Annotated in this window: 10 protein-coding genes; 6 read left to right on the top strand and 4 right to left on the bottom strand. The window is 50.6% G+C overall.

Features of this window, described 5'->3' with window-relative positions; translation table 11 throughout:
- Positions 1–30: 30 nt before the first annotated feature.
- Both H6F88_RS15195 and H6F88_RS15190 read left to right on the top strand, forming a co-directional pair.
- Positions 31–321, top strand: a complete 291-nt coding sequence (locus H6F88_RS15195; RefSeq protein ID WP_190643594.1) for a hypothetical protein — start codon at positions 31–33, stop codon at positions 319–321.
- Between the two features lie 247 nt (positions 322–568).
- The gene (locus H6F88_RS15190) at positions 569–2194 is read left to right on the top strand and encodes a hypothetical protein (RefSeq protein WP_190643593.1); all 1626 of its coding nucleotides are present in this window, start codon (positions 569–571) and stop codon (positions 2192–2194) included.
- A gap of 164 nt (positions 2195–2358) precedes the next feature.
- On the opposite strand, the gene H6F88_RS15185 is transcribed toward H6F88_RS15190, so the two are convergent.
- Positions 2359–3456 (bottom strand): DegT/DnrJ/EryC1/StrS family aminotransferase, encoded by a 1098-nt coding sequence (locus H6F88_RS15185; RefSeq protein WP_190643612.1) that lies wholly within the window; start codon positions 3454–3456, stop codon positions 2359–2361.
- A 369-nt stretch (positions 3457–3825) separates the two neighbouring features.
- On the opposite strand from H6F88_RS15185, the gene fetB reads away from it, so the two are divergent.
- Positions 3826–4605 (top strand): iron export ABC transporter permease subunit FetB, encoded by a 780-nt coding sequence (gene fetB / locus H6F88_RS15180; protein ID WP_190643592.1) that lies wholly within the window; start codon positions 3826–3828, stop codon positions 4603–4605.
- 85 nt (positions 4606–4690) lie between these two features.
- On the opposite strand, the gene H6F88_RS15175 is transcribed toward fetB, so the two are convergent.
- Positions 4691–5386: an aldehyde oxygenase (deformylating) gene (locus H6F88_RS15175; RefSeq protein WP_190643591.1), complete on the bottom strand. Its 696-nt coding sequence runs from the start codon at positions 5384–5386 to the stop codon at positions 4691–4693.
- 213 nt (positions 5387–5599) lie between these two features.
- On the opposite strand from H6F88_RS15175, the gene H6F88_RS15170 reads away from it, so the two are divergent.
- Positions 5600–6457, top strand: a complete 858-nt coding sequence (locus H6F88_RS15170; protein WP_190643590.1) for a carbohydrate ABC transporter permease — start codon at positions 5600–5602, stop codon at positions 6455–6457.
- A gap of 44 nt (positions 6458–6501) precedes the next feature.
- Here the strand turns inward: H6F88_RS15170 and H6F88_RS15165 are convergent, their stop codons facing one another.
- Positions 6502–9168, bottom strand: a complete 2667-nt coding sequence (locus H6F88_RS15165) for a PAS domain-containing hybrid sensor histidine kinase/response regulator (protein WP_190643589.1) — start codon at positions 9166–9168, stop codon at positions 6502–6504.
- Positions 9169–9203: 35 nt separating this feature from the next.
- The gene (locus tag H6F88_RS15160) at positions 9204–12614 is read right to left on the bottom strand and encodes a DUF1574 domain-containing protein (RefSeq protein ID WP_190643588.1); all 3411 of its coding nucleotides are present in this window, start codon (positions 12612–12614) and stop codon (positions 9204–9206) included.
- 527 nt (positions 12615–13141) lie between these two features.
- Between H6F88_RS15160 and H6F88_RS15155 the strand changes: the two genes are divergently transcribed.
- A complete protein-coding gene (locus tag H6F88_RS15155) occupies positions 13142–13348 on the top strand; it encodes a hypothetical protein (RefSeq protein WP_190643587.1) in 207 nt (68 codons plus the stop codon).
- A 222-nt stretch (positions 13349–13570) separates the two neighbouring features.
- Complete coding sequence (gene ppc / locus H6F88_RS15150) at positions 13571–16681, top strand: phosphoenolpyruvate carboxylase (RefSeq protein ID WP_190643586.1); 3111 nt, start codon at positions 13571–13573, stop codon at positions 16679–16681.
- Positions 16682–16739: the final 58 nt, after the last annotated feature.

The raw sequence follows: 16739 nt of genomic DNA, 5'->3' as shown, positions 1-16739 counted from the left end.
TAGGCGAAACCTGACCTCATTCGCACCTCAATGAATTTTTCTCCTGACTTTAATTCAGCCCCTTTACCTACAGCCGATACGCTCATGTTTTGGGGCTTCATTATCGGTAGCGGTATTCTGGTTGCTCAAATTTCTACAAAGCTGAGTGAACGGTTCTTTCAAGACGAAGACGAAGAGCTTGAGGATGTTACCGAAGCAGATGAGATAGGTGAAGCAGAGCAGCAAGCGGATCAGGAAAGTGAGAACGAAGAAGATGAGAATGAAGAAGAGACCCCTCAAATTGAAAGTGTTGGGGAAGATGGACTAGACAAGGATGCCTAGTGCTCGACCGCTTCTGTAAAGTTGTGCTGCGATCGCCTTGCAGATTTCCAATAATAGAAGGGGGAGTTGGTGTCATCCCGAAATTCACCGAGTTGAAGTGCTAAATTTAGCAAACAAATCCGGAGAATTACAGCGCGAAGTCGTAGCCTCTGTTAGATCAAATAGATGCGGCTGATGGGATTGGTGCAAACTACCGCAAATGTCAATCATCCTCAGTCCGAACGTTCTTACTGTTAGAGGAACACCCATGACTTCATTCAATGATAAGTTGTCTGCTTTTGAACCGCCTATCACACCTGGGACTCCTGCCCCACCGCCCCAGACTGGTTCATCTGCTGATAACCCCTCAGCGCCAGCATCGCCCGATTCGGAAGTGGCTGTACCCCACACCACTGCTTCAGTGCCGTTACGATCTGCAGCAGAGATTGACCTACAGAAGTTTAACCAACTGGTTGGCGATTGGGCTGGAAAACCTGTCGATGATTTGAAGCGGCTGTTCACCAAGCAGGTCATCTTGGATGATCAAACGACTGTCAACTCTGAAACGATTAAAGTGCCTGGATTCATCGGCATTACAGATGATTTACAAGTACAAAATGCCAATGGACAAACCGTCTCCGGGCATGAAGATATCACCAAGTTTCTAGACAGGGATGGACTATATATCTGCACCTACCAGTGGCATAAAGAACGGTATGGTGTGCCGCTAGATTTGCGTCAGCCCTTAGCCCAAGACATTTTTACCGAAGCGTTCATCAAGAATGAGGGACACCACTCTGGTGCAGTGGTACCTGCTCAGCGCAAAGACTCAAGCGGCAACTTGACCAAGTCCTACGCGACGTACAATGAGCCGGACAGCTATCACGGTGGGCTATATGGCAGCGATGGCTATGTTGCAGTAGCTCAGCGGCTAGTGTTTCCTGAATTTGTCACGCCCAAACAGGCACGCGGTTACACGGATTCGATCGTTTGCTGGATGGGGCTGTTAAATCCCTTTACCCAGTTTCCTAGCAATTACAATGGCGGTGACCCGACTCGCGTTTCTAATCGGGCAGCACTGACTGAAATTTTAAAGAATGGTCTGCTGGCAGCGTTGGGAGATCCAGGGGCGATCGCCTTCTTCAAAAATCCTGCCAACCTGACCTATTGCGCTGAGTTCATATTTGTCAACCTGAACACGCCGGTCTATCCTTTCAACAAACGCGGTTTGGCAAAACTGTTGAATGGAGACGAAGCAAAAGCAGCCAAGATCCTAGAACTGCGCGATCAGCACAACAGAGGACAGTCAACCGTTCTAAGTCGTCAAACGGGCAACCCAGAATTCAAGAAGTTCCACATTCAAATGCCCGTTGTGCCAGAAGAGCTGCTGCCTCTGGATGAACTGCTAGCAGCAAATGGGCAAAACGTTAAGCCAGACACGATTCCCGTGCCGCCTTTCAAAGTGTCGCAACTGATTCGCCGTGCTTTCCGCGTATTGCTCAAGCCCGAAGAGGTCAACAACGACCGGAAGCTAGCCGAAGCACGGGCAAAACTGTTTAAATCAATGGAGCCAGCCATCATTCAACAGCTTGGGTTGGAAAGCCTGCCGCCCAGCGCGTCTGAGTTGGTCGCAGTGCGTCAGTTTCTTGACATCGTGGTGCAAACTCTGTCCCAGCCAGCCTCTAACCGTGAGGAATTTGACCAGCAAATCAACGGGTTGTTGGCTAAAGCGGATGAGATGTTGGTGGGAGCAGGCGATCGCGCCTACTTCGTGCCCCCTCGCATCTACGTTGATTTGGGTCAACGGGATGGCGATCAAACCATGCCCAAGGGCTGGGGCTTCCGTTTGGAGACAGTCGGTGCTCTGGTTGCTAGAGGTGTAATTAAGGGTTGATTCTGATCCGTTGAGGACTGCCGAGATCTGCGAGTTCTTATAACCTCCTGCATGAATCGTTGCGCGGCGGAGCCGCGCAACGATTCATGCTTTTAAAACAGGATTCATGCAGGAAGTCTTCTAAGAAGTTGAGGACCTTGACCTGGTCAGTTTTGGAGCAGGCGTTAATCAACCAGGCAGTCTTTGAGTGCGTAGACAACCTGATCCTGCTGCTCGCTGGAAAGCTCTGGGAACATGGGCAGCGAGAGAACTTGCTGCGCCACCTGCTCTACAATCGGAAATTTTCCAGTCTGGTCGTTTAACCTGGCAAAAACGGGTTGCAGATGCAGCGGTACAGGATAGTAAATCATCGAGCCAATGCCCTGCTGCTGAAGCTTTTGACGCACCTGATCTCGATAAAGCAACTCTGAACTAGTAGCTGAATCTTGGGTTAGCCGGATCGTGTACTGATTCCAGACGTGCTGCCCACCTGCGAGCGGTTGGGGCGTAATAATTCCTGGCAGGTGTTTAAGCAGTTCGGTGTAGCGGTTGGCGATCGCCCGTCGCTTTTCATTCCACTCGTCTAAATAACGCAGCTTCAGCAGCAATATGGCTGCTTGCACCGCATCCAGACGGCTGTTTACGCCAATCTCCTCGGAGACATAGCGCTGCTGCTGTCCGTGATCGCGCAGGACACGAATTTTCTGAGCGATCGCTGCATCATTGGTTGTCACGGCTCCACCATCGCCACAGGCTCCTAGATTTTTGGTGGGGTAAAAGCTAAAACAGCCAATATGCCCGATGCTGCCAGTCTTCACGCCTTGCCATTCGGTTCCGGTGGACTGGGCACAGTCTTCAATCACAAACAGATTGTGGGACTGGGCGATCGCCATGAGCCGAGTCATGTCTACAGGCTGACCAAACAAGTGAACTGGCATAATCGCTTTGGTACGATCGGTGATTGCTGCCTCAACCTGATCTAAATCCAGGTTGAATGTGTATGGATCAATATCGACGAAAACCGATTTTGCTCCGGCTGCGCTGATCATTTCAGCCGTTGCGATGAATGTGAACGTCGTAGTAATGACTTCATCGCCCGCGCCAATGTCGAGCGATCGCAGCGCCAGGTAAAGCGCATCTGTACCAGAATTGCAGGCTATGCAATCCGCAGCACCAATGTAACTGGCAAACTGCTGCTCAAATTCTTTGACCGCCGGGCCATTGATGTACTGCCCAGAAGCCAGCACGTCCGAAACCGCTGTACTGGCTTCAGCTTGAAGCATTTTGTACTGCTGCGTTAAATCAAAAGGGGGAATGTGGGTCACTCGCTTACACCAGAAAATCTAAGAATTTTACGTAGAGGCGAGGTTTAGCTGCCCCTACAGCCAGAAATTAGACAAAATCTAAGTCTATTTAGAAAAGACTTGAATATCATCTTCCCTCAACTCCTAAGATTGATGAAGCCCTGTCGTTGTTTCAGGTGAAAATCGACCTAGAAGATGAAGAGAGGTCGGTGGGCAATGCCTCCCACGTATCCGACTCCTAGGTATTGGAGAGTTCTCAAGCAAGGTTGAACCCTTGTAGGGGTGAACGGAGTTTGCTCCTACCAAAGCCTTGCTAGTTGTGCGCCGTCACTTTATAGAGCTTTAACTGTGAATTCACTCATTCAACTGGATTTAGTTCAACTCAGCTGGGCGTTAGGAATGATGGCGGTCGCAATTGGTCTGTCAGCATGGCAAAAGCTGGGTTTGGAAGGCAGTTTGGCGATCGCCACTTTCCGCACGGTGGTTCAGCTTCTAGCGGTGGGTTACGTTCTCTCTTTTGTCTTTGAACTACGCGATCCCTGGTCGGTGCTGGCAGTGGTGCTGGTGATGCTGACGATTGCTGCTGTCGTTGCCCGTAACCGCATCAGCAAAAAGGTGCCCAATCTGCTGCCAATGGTGGGCGGCTCAATTTTCGTTGGGGCAGCGCTAACCCTGGCTTACACTAACCTGGTCGTGATTCGCCCTGAAACTTGGTACGAACCTCAGTACGTGATTCCCCTAGCGGGAATTCTTTTGGGCAACGCAATGAATGCGGCGGCTGTTGCCGGAGAACGGTTTGTCAGCACGCTCAATAACAGCCAGCTTGAAATCGAAACGCATCTGAGTTTGGGTGCAAAACCCTCGCAGGCGATCGCCCACTATCGTCGAGATGCAATCAAAGCAGGCTTAATTCCTACGATTAACTCCATGATGGTTGTCGGCGTGGTGACGCTACCTGGCATCATTACCGGACAGATTTTGAGCGGAGTTAGTCCTTTTGATGCAGCGCTTTACCAGATCTTGATTATGTTTATGCTGGCGATCGCTACCCTGATCACAACGCTACTAACCATTCAAGGAATATACCGACAGTTTTTCAACCAAGCGGCTCAACTCGTGCTGCATTAACGGAGGCAGGATGAAAAAAGAAGCAGTACAAATCAAATTTGCACTGCTTCTTCACAAGAATATGATTAACGAAAGTCAATTCAATCTAAGCTGCTGCCAAACCATAAGCAGACATTCTCATGATGTCGCGGGTCGTAAAGCCAATATTGCTTAGGGCTTCGCCATAGCTGATCATGAAGTCTTCGACTAACGCTTCTTTCTCCATGCCGAGTACATGAGCGTCGTCTTCAACCTGGCTTAGCATTCGCCAAACTAGAGGAAGGTTTTGCCGATTCGCTTCTTCCAGTTCAGCTCTAGCAGTTTCAAAATTTGCCTTAAGCCACTCTTCTCCGAAGTTTAGGTGCAGGTATTCATCCTTCACCACACCCTCAGTGATTTTGCGGGCAAAGTCATCTGCAACCGGAATGTAGATGTTGTAAGCCGAAATTGCAAAGCACTCAATAATCAAGGACTGAATCAACAGGCAGGTGACAACTCGCCCTGCCGCTGCTGCCTTCTGGAAGTTGCCATGCAATTCAGCAAAGAACTGCTGCCCAAACTCCATATCAGCAGTTACGGCTAAATTGCGACCGCAAGCCTGAAAGCCTTTTTTGTGGCGGTTTTCCATCTTTGCCAAGCTTAAAAGCTGATCTTTTAGCTCAGGCAGCATTTCAGCAAGCCGCTGGTAGTTGGCGTAGGCTTCTTCCTCGCCTTCAATTACAATCGCATTAATTCGGCTGTATGCGTCTTTATAGGTTTCACTACGAAAATCAAGTTCTGGGCTGACTTCAAGCTGCTGCATAAGTCGGTCATCTCCTCGCTGCTGTGGATGAGTCGATCATAATTTATCGACCTCAATCAAGTCGTGAGGGCACACACGACTTGGTAACTTCTAATCTACACCCTACTGTTTTCAAATAGGAATTTACAAGCGATCGCTCCCAAGAATAGGAACATTCCATCTTTGGACAGAATTTTAGGGGATGCTTGTTATCAGTGCCCAATTCTATCACCCATGCTAGATTCAACCCCAAAGGAAGCTCAACCTAGTCTGACTAGTCTGAATGATTGGCTATCCTGGCTAAACCCTCTGCTGCTGCTCGTTGGGGCAGGAGTGGTACTGGCTCCGCTGCTGATTGTGTTTCTCACCTCGCTAACGCCACCAGGCAGCGTTGCAGGCGTAGATTTGGCTCAAAGTGAGTGGACTTGGGCAAATTACCAGGAAGCCTGGAGACGCGGCAATTTCTTACTGGCGTTTGCAAACTCTACGCTGGTGGCGCTGGCAGTCACCGCCTTTCAGATTTTCACATCAGCTCTGGCGGGTTATGCGCTGGCGCGACTCCAATTCTGGGGACGAAGGGCAGTTTTGCTGATTGTGCTAGCAACGCTGGTGCTGCCATTCCAGATTTTAGTCGTACCAATTTTTTTGGTGCTGCGCTGGGGGAATTTAATCAACACCTATGGAGCGCTGATTTTGCCGACTGCAGCAAATGGGTTTGGCATTTTTTTGCTACGGCAATATTTTCAAACCATTCCGGTGGAGCTAGAGGAAGCGGCAGCGCTAGATGGGGCAAATCGACTGCAAATTCTTTGGCGGGTAATTTTGCCGCTGGCTCGTCCGGCACTGGTGACGCTATTTTTGTTTACCTTCATCGGCGAGTGGAATGACTTATTTAAGCCACTTGTGTTTACGACCCGACCTGAACTGCGAACCGTGCAGTTAGCGCTGGCAGAATTTCAGGAGCAGTTCACTAATGAATGGGCGCTGTTGATGGCGGCAGTGGTGATTGCGACGGTTCCAGTTGTGGTGCTGTTCTTAGTTGGTCAGCGTCAGTTCATTCGTGGCATTGCCGCAACGGGAATTAAGAATTAGGGCTTGTACTGTATTGATGCTCAGCTTCATATAGAAGCTGAGCATCAATCCTCTCTGGTCTTTAACTGGAGCGCAATTGAGACTCTTCTGTACTCAGAGATAAGCTGTACAAGCTGAGCTTCTGTGTTTTCTGTGGTACCCTGACGAGCAAGTTTCTCTAATTCTGCACACAGCTTGGGCAGCCGAATTGCACCCAGGGTTGCACTACTAGACTTGAGCGTGTGACTCGCATGACGGAGCACGATCGCATCTTTTTGGGCGATCGCCTTCTGGATCTTCTCCAACAGTTTAGGAGCTTCTATCAAATAGCAATTCACTAGCTCTACCAGTAAGTCTGGATCGCCTGCTTCGCTACACAAGGCTTCTAGAGCAGGTTCATCAATTGTTGTAGACAGCTTCAGCGAAGTCGGAAGATGGGTGGATTGCTCAGAGGCAAGGGAAATTGGGGCGATCGCCTCAACATAGAGATGGCACTGCTGCAAAGCCTGAACTAGCTGCTCATTCCGAATAGGTTTACTGATGTAATCATTCATGCCTGCGGTCAAACAAGCTTCGCGATCGCCCTGCATAGCATTAGCCGTAATCGCAATGATGTAAGGTTGCTGCGCAGCTGACCAGCGCTGGCGAATTTGCTCCGTGGTCATCAGCCCATCCATCTCTGGCATCTGCACATCCATCAACACCAGATCGTAGAGTTGCCGAGATAGCGCATCTAAGACTTCGAGTCCGTTGTTGGCAATATCTGCCTGATATCCCAACCGCTTTAGCAAATGCAAAATCACTTTTTGGTTGACCAGATTGTCCTCTGCCACCAAGACTCGGAGTGAATGTTGAGGCGATCGCTGAATCGGCTCTAATAGAACCGCTTTGTCGATCTGAGCCGACTCATCTGTCGCAGTGAAAACGTTGACTAACGCCTGATAAAGCTGAGCCTGTTGAATCGGTTTGTTCAGCATAGCGGCACACTCGACCGTTGTTTCCCATCCCTCCATTGGCTTGCTTGTCGTCATCAACAGCAGCGGCAACTGATTTTGAAACTGCTGTTGTATGACACCCGCAAGAGCCCAGCCATCGATCTCTGGCAACTGACTGTCTAAAATTGCCACATCAAACTGCCTTCCCTGACTAAGCGAAGCCAGAGCCTCTAGCCCTGACGCAACCGCACAAACACTCATGCCCCAAGCTCTTGCCTGAAGGGTCAGGTTTTGCCGATTGGTTGAATTGTCTTCTACAATTAGCAGTCGCTTTTGAGCGAGAGGCGTAGGGGCGGGTGACTGAGCCGGGTTGGGGGCGATCGCCTTGACTCGAATCGCACAATAGAATGTAGAACCGCTGCCCAACACACTATCTACCCAAATTCTGCCGCCCATCATCTCGCTCAAGCGCTGACTGATCGTCAACCCTAAGCCCGTTCCCCCATGCGTGCGGCTAATCGAAGAGTCAACTTGGCTGAAGGGCTTAAACAGGCGAGGCAACCGATCTGAAGGAATACCAATGCCTGTATCCTTGACTGCAAAACGGAGAGCATAGGTTGTCAGAGATGGATCGCTGTCTGACGAGGACGTGTTAGGTAGCGGACGAGCAACCACCGAGACTGTCACCTCTCCCTTTTCCGTAAACTTGACGGCATTGCCCAATAGGTTCACTAGAATTTGACGCAGTCGCGTTACGTCGCTCACAATCACCTCAGGCACCTGTGGGTCAATCAGGTAGGCGAGCTCCAGCCCTTTTTCGATCGCTTTAGGGGCCAGCAGATTTAGCGCGCTCTCAACACAAGTCCGCAAATCAAACGGATTTTCCTCCAGGTCGAGCTTGGCAGACTCAATTTTAGAGAAATCAAGAATGTCATTAATAATGCCCAATAGCGCTTCACCACTGTTGCGAATGGTGGCGATAAAATCTTGTTGCTGAGGGGTTGGGTTGGTATCCAGCAGCAGTTCAGTCATGCCGATCACCGCATTCATGGGTGTACGGATCTCATGGCTCATCGTGGCAAGGAAATCACTCTTTGCCCGGTTTGCGGTTTCGGCTTCCCATCGTGCCTGTTCTAGCGCTGCATTTTTCAGGATCAGTTCTGCTTCTGCCTGTTTTTGCTGAGTGATGTCAAAGATAATTCCGTCTAACCACATCAGGTTGCCCGCTTCATCCCAGGCTCCCCGCCCCTTTTCATAAACCCAACGAATGCTACCGTCTGGTCGAATGATGCGGTATTCCACTTCGTAGGGCTGTCGTTGCTGCAAGCTCTGCTGCACCAGTTGACTGATGCGAGGCGTGTCTTCGGCGTGTTCGATGCTGGCAAACGATCGCACCCGATCATCAACAAAATCAGAAGCCGGATAGCCAGAAATTTCCTCGATTACGTCGCTGATGAATTCTGTCTTCCAGGTTGGATTCTGCAAACAGCGAAAGACAGCCCCTGGAATATTCGCAATGAGCGATCGAAATCTGGCTTCCTGACGCAATGCTGCTTCATGAAGGGTATTGGGGTAGCGCCCCTCTTCTTGAGTTTTTGCCTCTGGCTGTTGCCATGCTTGCTCAGTCCGCTGAACTTCACTCATACCATTCATGCTGACTACCTCACTGCTTAGGGTTCCACAAACTGACCCAAAAGCATCGGTGTAGAGTGGATTGCGCCAGCAAATATGTTGATTTTGTGAGTACTGCTGATTTGAAGCATGAATTTTAGTGGGAATGTCGCACGGCACTTCCACTAAAATTCATACCTGGATTAAGCAACGCCAATTTTTTACTCTAAGGCTTGTGCAGGGTTTGCCCAGGGAATGAGTGGGTCTTGGGCAAGTCGCTTAGAGACTTCATAAGCTCCATAGCGGTTGAGGTGGCTGGGGTCAGAAAAGTAAGCATGTTGCTCTAGCCAGAGTTGTCCCAGATCTCGGAAGATGAATCCGGGTTGAGACACAGATAGCTCTAGCATGTACTGCTTAAATTCTTGCTCGTAGCCTGCCCGAACTGGGTCGAGATACTCCTGAGATAAGGGCAAATTGACAAAAACAATCGGAATGCTGCGTGATTGGGTGAATTGCAGCAGGGATTGCAGTGCTTCTGCCTGATTGCCCGCAATTCTAAAGGATTCGTAATCGTTGTCATAGTCTCCAGGAACTCTGGCATATTCCTGGTAGTAGGTGGCTGGATTAAATTGAATGGAAAGGGGTAAGAAGCCATCAAAATCCATCAGCCCTTGAGAATCGGCATTTGCGGTTTGAGGGCTGTTTTGCTGCTCCCCTCCCAGGGGTTCTGTTTCGGTCATCACCCCAATGGCTGTAGTGGGTTCGGGTTCTGGCAGGAGGGTGCTGACCTGCTGTTGAAAGAGAGATTTGAGGCGATCGCGTTCCTGATAAACGGTCGAAACGGTTCCTACTCGCTGACTGAGCCAGCGGTCAAATGCCTGATAGTTTGCGGTCAGGGTTGCAGCAATGCCGCCTGTCTGCGGTGTGGCTCCAATGCCGTTACCCGCAAATCGATAGCTGCTAGAGGTCGGGCTGGGCAAAGCGCCGCTGACCATCTGGCGGTAGCCTTCTGAGGCAACAATTCCGTCGTAGGTGACATCAACGCCGCCGCTGTTGAACGCACGAGCGCCATCTGCCCACAACACTAGTTTGGGCAATTGGTCTGGGGTTAGCATTTGCTGAAGAATCAGGTTGACCACCTGAGCAGTTGCGCCATTGACACCAAAGTTAAACACTTCGATGTCGGAGTAGCCGAGTTCTGCAAGCGATCGCCGCAGTGCTTCCGGATCAACTCCTCGCAATGCTCTAGAGCTGCCAATCACCAAAACATCAGGTGGGCCAGATTCGACCAACCGCTGATGATAAAGCGCAATCTTTTGGTCAAACTGTTGACTGTTGAAGGTGGGGTAGGGTGAACCATCCGCAAAGGTTAGCGCCATGTCTGGACTAATCAATGGGGCTGGATCGCTACTGGGTAGGTTAGCTGACCCATTGCTGGGTAAGTCATTGGGTAAACGGTTCGGCTCGATTGATTCAGGGTTAGCTTGGGTTGCTGCACTGACAAAGCTGGAAGTATCAAAAATATTCTGAGCATCTTGGTTCTCAGCATCTTCGCCTGCTTCAGGTAAAGGTTCTGCTGCATCCGCTTGTGCGTCAACAGCCACAGTTGGCAGATTAGATGCAGGAGGAACAGCAGTAGGAGATGCGGCAACGGGGGGCGTAACGGGAAGGGCTGGGGATTCAAGTAATTCGGGCGATCGCGCTTCTACAACAGACGCAGGAGCCGATTGCAGGACTCGACCTAGCATCCAGTCTGCCTGCACCATCAACAGTAAGCCGACCGCTCCCCAAACCAGGGCAATGCCAACTTGCCGGGCTGGGCTGGTGTCATGCAGCGCTGCGCCCTCTTGAGGAATGAAAAACTGAGAGCGCAGGAGTGTCTGCTGAATGGCATGAACGGCTTCCTGACGTAGCTTTGTCCAGGCGGTTTGAATATCCGTCGGGGTCAGGTCGGGACGGATGATCAAGTCGTCGGAACGGGTAATCAGGTCGCCTACATACGCATCGGTTGCAGCAAACTCTGGAGCCGCTTCGGGCACCAGGCGATCGCGCAAATTAAAGTCAGCCCCATAGCTCCAGCGCGGGCGCTTTTGCCCTGATCGCCGTCCATAGACACGCACTCCGGTGATGCCAGGAATTTCTAACGGACGCAGGAAACGAGCGATCGCTGAGCCAACCTGTTGCTGCTGTGGGCAAACCGGGGCATCGCTCATGATGTGCAGCAGATCTTGCTTGAGCAGAACCTGGAGCCGAATGCCGCCCGTCGCAAGTTGCTGGTCTAAATCGGGGTTGAGCAAGCGGCTGAGCAAAAATGCAATTGCGGGGCGATCGCCTTGCTTAGCCAGATCAAGCGTTGATTCAGCCAGGGCAGGATGCTCCGCCGCAGGCAGATTTAGCCAATTGACCCAGGCAGGAGCCTCCTGTCCTGGCACCTGACCATAAACTGTCACAGCGTGAATGCCTTGAGGGGCAAGAGTCGCTAACAGGGGTCCAACAGTCGCATTAATCGCTTCCTGGCTGGGAGCCGTTTCGCCAACTGCCGCCTGAGACTTCTCAGAATAGCTGAAAGACAGATGCAGCGTTGCCTCTTTTAGCGAAGCCGTCGCAACGTGAATGTTTGACTCTACCAGCGCCCGATTAACCAGTCGGGTTATCGCCTCGACGTCTCCCCAGCGCGCCCACTCTCGCAGCATTTCTTCGGGCGGAGTCAGGTCTACGCGCAAGACCCAATCTGGTTTCGCTTCTCCCTGCACCTGAATGCTGGTCAGCGCATCTCGATATCCTTCTAGCTGCAAGTCTCGCAGTAGTTTGGCGATTGGTTCGGCAATGAGGGAAGGAGAAGGACTGTAAGCCGCTTCACAGGTAATCCAGAGTCGCTGGGCAGGGTGAGCCGGAATTGCCGTCACTGCAGCAGGAATGGAAGTGGCGGCACGGCTGGAGTAAGGGCTGGCTTTAACGTGAACTTTGACTGCAATCCCCTGAGCACTGAGGGTTTCGCTTAAATAGCGGGCGATCGCATCAGGTTGTCCTTGCTTAGCTAGACTGCGATTTGAAATGGCGATCGCCGAACGCTTTGCAGCAGAAACGGGTGGCTTCAAGACCGTCGAAGTTCGCCCTGATATTCCTGAGCCTGAGTCTGGGCTAGATTTGGCAGCGGAGGACTTGCGAACTGGCTCAGCCAGCTTGCTGGGCAGCGTCGAAAATTCAGGAACAACAGGAGCAGGTTCTAGGGGGACGGGTTGAGAGGGATGCTGCTCTTCGGGAGGGCTTTCTGGGGCAGGGGGATACTTTTCTGCTAGTAGCGCTTCAAGATGCTGGTCAAGCTGATTGAGATGAATCGTAAACGTCCATTCAGGGCGATTTTGTCCTGCAACTCGACCATCCAGTGAGATTTGGTAAATTTGCGGCTGATCAACTGGAACCAGCTTGTTCAGGTCGGTGTGTTTGAGCGATTTGACCAGGCGAATTAGGGTGTCTATTCGTTCGGTCTGAGGCAATCCTTCACAGAGAATATAGAGACTGTTGCCCCGCAGCCGAAACTGAGTCCGAACTGGGATCTCAATCGTCTGATGAAACCACTGAGCCAGGGGCGATCGCCCTTTTGAACGAGATGCGTCTACTGGATGTGCCATCAGAACGTTACGTTAGTCTTACTAGTCTTAACCGATTCAAAACTTCTAATAATCTTGCTCTCAGGGATAGCATACTCTCACGCAGGTCAATTCAACAGTTCTCAACTGACCGAGCCACGAAATCTGTACCGCTCTAGTACCGCTAAACCCCCGTGAAGCCTGGTCTGTTGCAGAATTGTTGTGAAGCTGTGCTCCATTCAGTAATCTCAACTTTTGGCAATGTTCTAGCATAGGTTTAACTACACCTTGTAGTTCCAGTCGCTTGAGCACCAACTCTTCTCTCCTTGAGTTTTCTACAGTCCGATTCCCAAGCCTTGAATAGAGGTTTTGCTTTGCTATCTAGTCTGATCTTATCGATCACGCTTCAGAATCTTGGAGAATGCAATTGAGAATGCAATTTTTGTAAACTCAGCAGATTAACTCCAGTCGATCAACTTCGTTGACTATTTCGTAGACTAACTTGCGATCGCCCACAAATCTTTCCTTGACCATTCTTCCTCTGATAAACAGTTGGCTTAGATAATAATATGTTGAACCTTAAAATTTCTTCAGAACTTTTGCTTGGGTTAGCTACAGCACCTTTACTAGTCGGTCTATTAGCAGGTAAAGCACTGGCTGAGTTGATGCAAGATCTAGGACAGGCAAGCGAAGAGGTGTTTCGGGGCGATCGATTGCCTGTGCTTGACTTTTCTACTACTGCAGATAAATCTGACGTAGATGTAACAGAAGTCTAAATCTGCGATCGGTCAGTATTGACACAGTTGGGATTGCCAAGCCTGAAGAATCTGCTGTCAGGCTTGGATTAGCTTTTGATGCAACAAGCTGTTGAGTTCAATCCTCCGAATTCAGGATTAACTTATTTCGGAAAATGGCGTATGCCGTTTCTTATGCTGAAAAACTAGAATTTATCCCGCTAAAACCCATAGAATTATCGAGTATTCTTGCCAGGACAGACTATGAGTTCAACACTCCACTCATCTGATGATGCTTTTAGTTCCGGCACAGCAACAGAATCAAAGGCAGAACAGCCCGTTGCGCTGACCTCTACTTCAGATCTGTTTCTACGTCATCGCCTCAAGGTCGTAGAAGATTTGTGGGAGGCTGTTCTCTTGCAAGAATGCGGTCAGCAGCTTGTCGATCTGCTGCGCCAGCTGCGGGACATGTGCTCCCCCGAAGGACAAGCTCCCGAGTCCGTCGAATCTGAAGCTTTAAAGGTCGTCGAAAAGCTTGATTTGAATGAAGCAATTCGGGCTGCTCGGGCCTTTGCGCTCTACTTTCAGTTAATCAACATCGTTGAGCAACACTATGAGCAGCGCGGACAGCAACAGCAATATCGAGCCGCTTATGAAAATGCCAATGGCGCTAGAGAGACGATTCCGGGTTTTGCTGCCGAATCCTCTCTTTTGCCACAAGCCGATGAAACGAAAAGTGGTGGACCCCAGGCAGACCTGTTAGAGAAGAGCCTGCAAGAAATTTCCTCACGGCGAGAATCTGCCAGTCTCCAGGGGCTATTCCCAAAACTGAGGCAGCTCAATGTGCCGCCTCAGCAGATCCAGCGGCTGATCGACAATTTAGATATTCGGCTCGTTTTCACGGCTCACCCGACCGAAATTGTGCGTCATACCATTCGCGACAAACAGCGACGCATTGCTAAAATTTTGCGGCAGCTTGACCAGGCAGAAGAGGGTCTACAGGCATTTGGGGTAGCGTCTTCATGGGAAGCGATGACCCTACGTGAACAGTTGACCGAGGAAATTCGCCTGTGGTGGCGCACGGATGAGTTGCACCAGTTTAAGCCGACGGTCCTGGATGAAGTAGACTACACGCTGCACTATTTCCAGGAAGTGCTGTTTGATGCGATTCCCCAACTCTATCGGCGGTTTCGCCATGCGCTGCACACTACTTTTCCACGGTTACGGCCGCCTAGCTATAACTTCTGCAAGTTTGGCTCCTGGGTTGGCTCTGACCGAGATGGAAATCCTTCTGTCACTCCACAAATCACCTGGAAGACAGCTTGCTATCAGCGCAATCTGGTACTGGAGAAGTATGTTCAGTCGATCAAGCAACTGACGAATTTGTTGAGTCTGTCCCTGCACTGGAGTGATGTTTTGCCAGATCTGCTGGAGTCGCTGGAGCAAGACCAGATGCAGATGCCAGAGGTGTACGATGAGCTGGCAATTCGCTATCGGCAGGAACCCTATCGGCTAAAGCTGGCTTACATTCAAAAACGCCTAGAGAATACGCGCGATCGCAGCCTTCAGCTTTATAAAGGCGACTGTTTCCAGGATGAAATTCCAGAAATCAACCCGGCTGCAATTTACCGCTTTGGTACAGATTTTCTGGCAGAACTGCGGCTGATCCAGCGCAACCTGGAGGAGACGGGGCTAAGTTGCAAGGATCTGGAAAATTTAATCTGTCAGGTGGAAATTTACGGGTTTAACCTGGCTTATCTGGATATTCGTCAGGAAAGCTCACGCCACTCGGATGCGTTGGATGAAATCGGCAACTATCTACAGATTTTGCCTCGCGCTTACAACGAGTTGTCGGAGGAGGAGCGATCGCTCTGGCTAGCGACCGAACTGCAAACCCGTCGCCCCCTCATTCCAACGGAACTGCCCTTTTCTGAAAAGACTTGCGAAACGATTAAAACCTTCCGCATGGTGCGAAAGCTGCATCAAGAGTTTGGAGCAGAAATTTGCCAAACTTACGTCATCAGCATGAGCCACAACGTTAGCGACCTGCTGGAAGTGCTGCTGCTTGCTAAAGAAGCTGGACTTTACGATCCCTCAACCGGATCGGGTAGTCTTCAGGTCGTGCCGCTATTTGAGACAGTTGAAGACTTGCAGCGAGCCCCAGGTGTAATGCAACATCTGTTTGAGTTGCCGCTCTACCGATCCTATCTGTCGGGGGGCTACAAGCAGAATGAAGAAGGAGAAGAAAGCTCAGCTCCGGCAACCCAGCCGCTGTCGCTGCAAGAAGTGATGTTGGGCTACTCTGACAGCAACAAGGATTCTGGTTTTCTTAGCAGCAACTGGGAAATTCACAAGGCGCAGCAAGCATTACAGCGAGTGGCTGAGCGTTATGACATCTCCTTACGCATCTTTCATGGACGGGGCGGTTCTGTAGGTCGGGGTGGCGGTCCAGCCTATGAAGCGATTTTGGCGCAGCCCGGACGCAGTATTGATGGGCGAATCAAGATCACTGAGCAAGGCGAAGTGCTGGCCTCTAAGTACAATCTGCCAGAACTGGCGCTGTATAACCTGGAAACGATCGCCACTGCCGTGATTCAGGCTAGCGTGCTGCGAAACGGCTTTGATGATATTCAGCCCTGGCACGAAATTATGGAAGAAATCGCGGCGCGATCGCGTTCTCACTACCGCAATTTAATCTACGAACAGCCCGATTTTATTGACTTCTTCCATCAGGTCACCCCGATCGAAGAAATTAGCCAACTGCAAATCAGTTCTCGCCCGGCAAGGCGTGGCGGCAAAAAGGATTTGTCTAGCCTACGGGCAATCCCCTGGGTATTTAGCTGGACGCAGACTCGCTTTTTGCTGCCTTCCTGGTACGGCGTAGGCACGGCAATTCAGTCCTTTTTAGCAGAAGAACCTGAGGAAAACCTGAAGCTATTGCGCTACTTCTACTACAAGTGGCCCTTCTTCAAAATGGTGATCTCTAAGTGTGAGATGACCCTCTCTAAGGTGGATTTGCAAATCGCCAGTCACTATGTGCGAGAGTTGACTCATCCTGAAGATCGCGATCGCTTCCAACAGGTGTTTGAGCAAATCGCTACTGAGTTTCACCTCACCCGCGATTTGGTTCTGACTATCACCGGACATAAGCGTCTGCTAGATGGCGACCCTGAGCTTCAGCGATCGGTCCAGCTTCGCAATGGCACCATCGTACCGTTAGGCTTCCTGCAAGTCTCTCTGCTCAAGCGTCTGCGGCAGCACAAAACCCATGCAGCTTCCGGTGTGATTCGCTCTCGCTATAGTCGGGGCGAACTGCTGCGCGGCGCACTACTCACCATCAACGGGATTGCCGCTGGCATGAGAAACACAGGCTGATTCAGATAAACGCAAAATGGATGTGTGCTATGTCAGTCGTGCATCGCACGGCTGATAT

It is taken from the genome of Oculatella sp. FACHB-28, assembly GCF_014696015.1.
Taxonomy (GTDB): domain Bacteria; phylum Cyanobacteriota; class Cyanobacteriia; order Elainellales; family Elainellaceae; genus JAAUTN01.
Note: the sequence above shows the minus strand (reverse complement) of the source record. Positions and strands in the feature narration are given on the sequence as shown.

Excerpts from the sequence above, each read along its gene's own strand:
- H6F88_RS15195 (WP_190643594.1), top strand. The coding sequence starts at position 31 with ATGAATTTTTCTCCTGACTTTAATTCAGCCCCTTTACCTACAGCCGAT.
- H6F88_RS15190 (WP_190643593.1), top strand. The coding sequence starts at position 569 with ATGACTTCATTCAATGATAAGTTGTCTGCTTTTGAACCGCCTATCACA.
- H6F88_RS15185 (WP_190643612.1), bottom strand. The coding sequence starts at position 3,456 with ATGCTTCAAGCTGAAGCCAGTACAGCGGTTTCGGACGTGCTGGCTTCT.
- H6F88_RS15175 (WP_190643591.1), bottom strand. The coding sequence starts at position 5,386 with ATGCAGCAGCTTGAAGTCAGCCCAGAACTTGATTTTCGTAGTGAAACC.
- H6F88_RS15170 (WP_190643590.1), top strand. The coding sequence starts at position 5,600 with ATGCTAGATTCAACCCCAAAGGAAGCTCAACCTAGTCTGACTAGTCTG.
- H6F88_RS15160 (WP_190643588.1), bottom strand. The coding sequence starts at position 12,614 with ATGGCACATCCAGTAGACGCATCTCGTTCAAAAGGGCGATCGCCCCTG.
- H6F88_RS15155 (WP_190643587.1), top strand. The coding sequence starts at position 13,142 with ATGTTGAACCTTAAAATTTCTTCAGAACTTTTGCTTGGGTTAGCTACA.
- ppc (WP_190643586.1), top strand. The coding sequence starts at position 13,571 with ATGAGTTCAACACTCCACTCATCTGATGATGCTTTTAGTTCCGGCACA.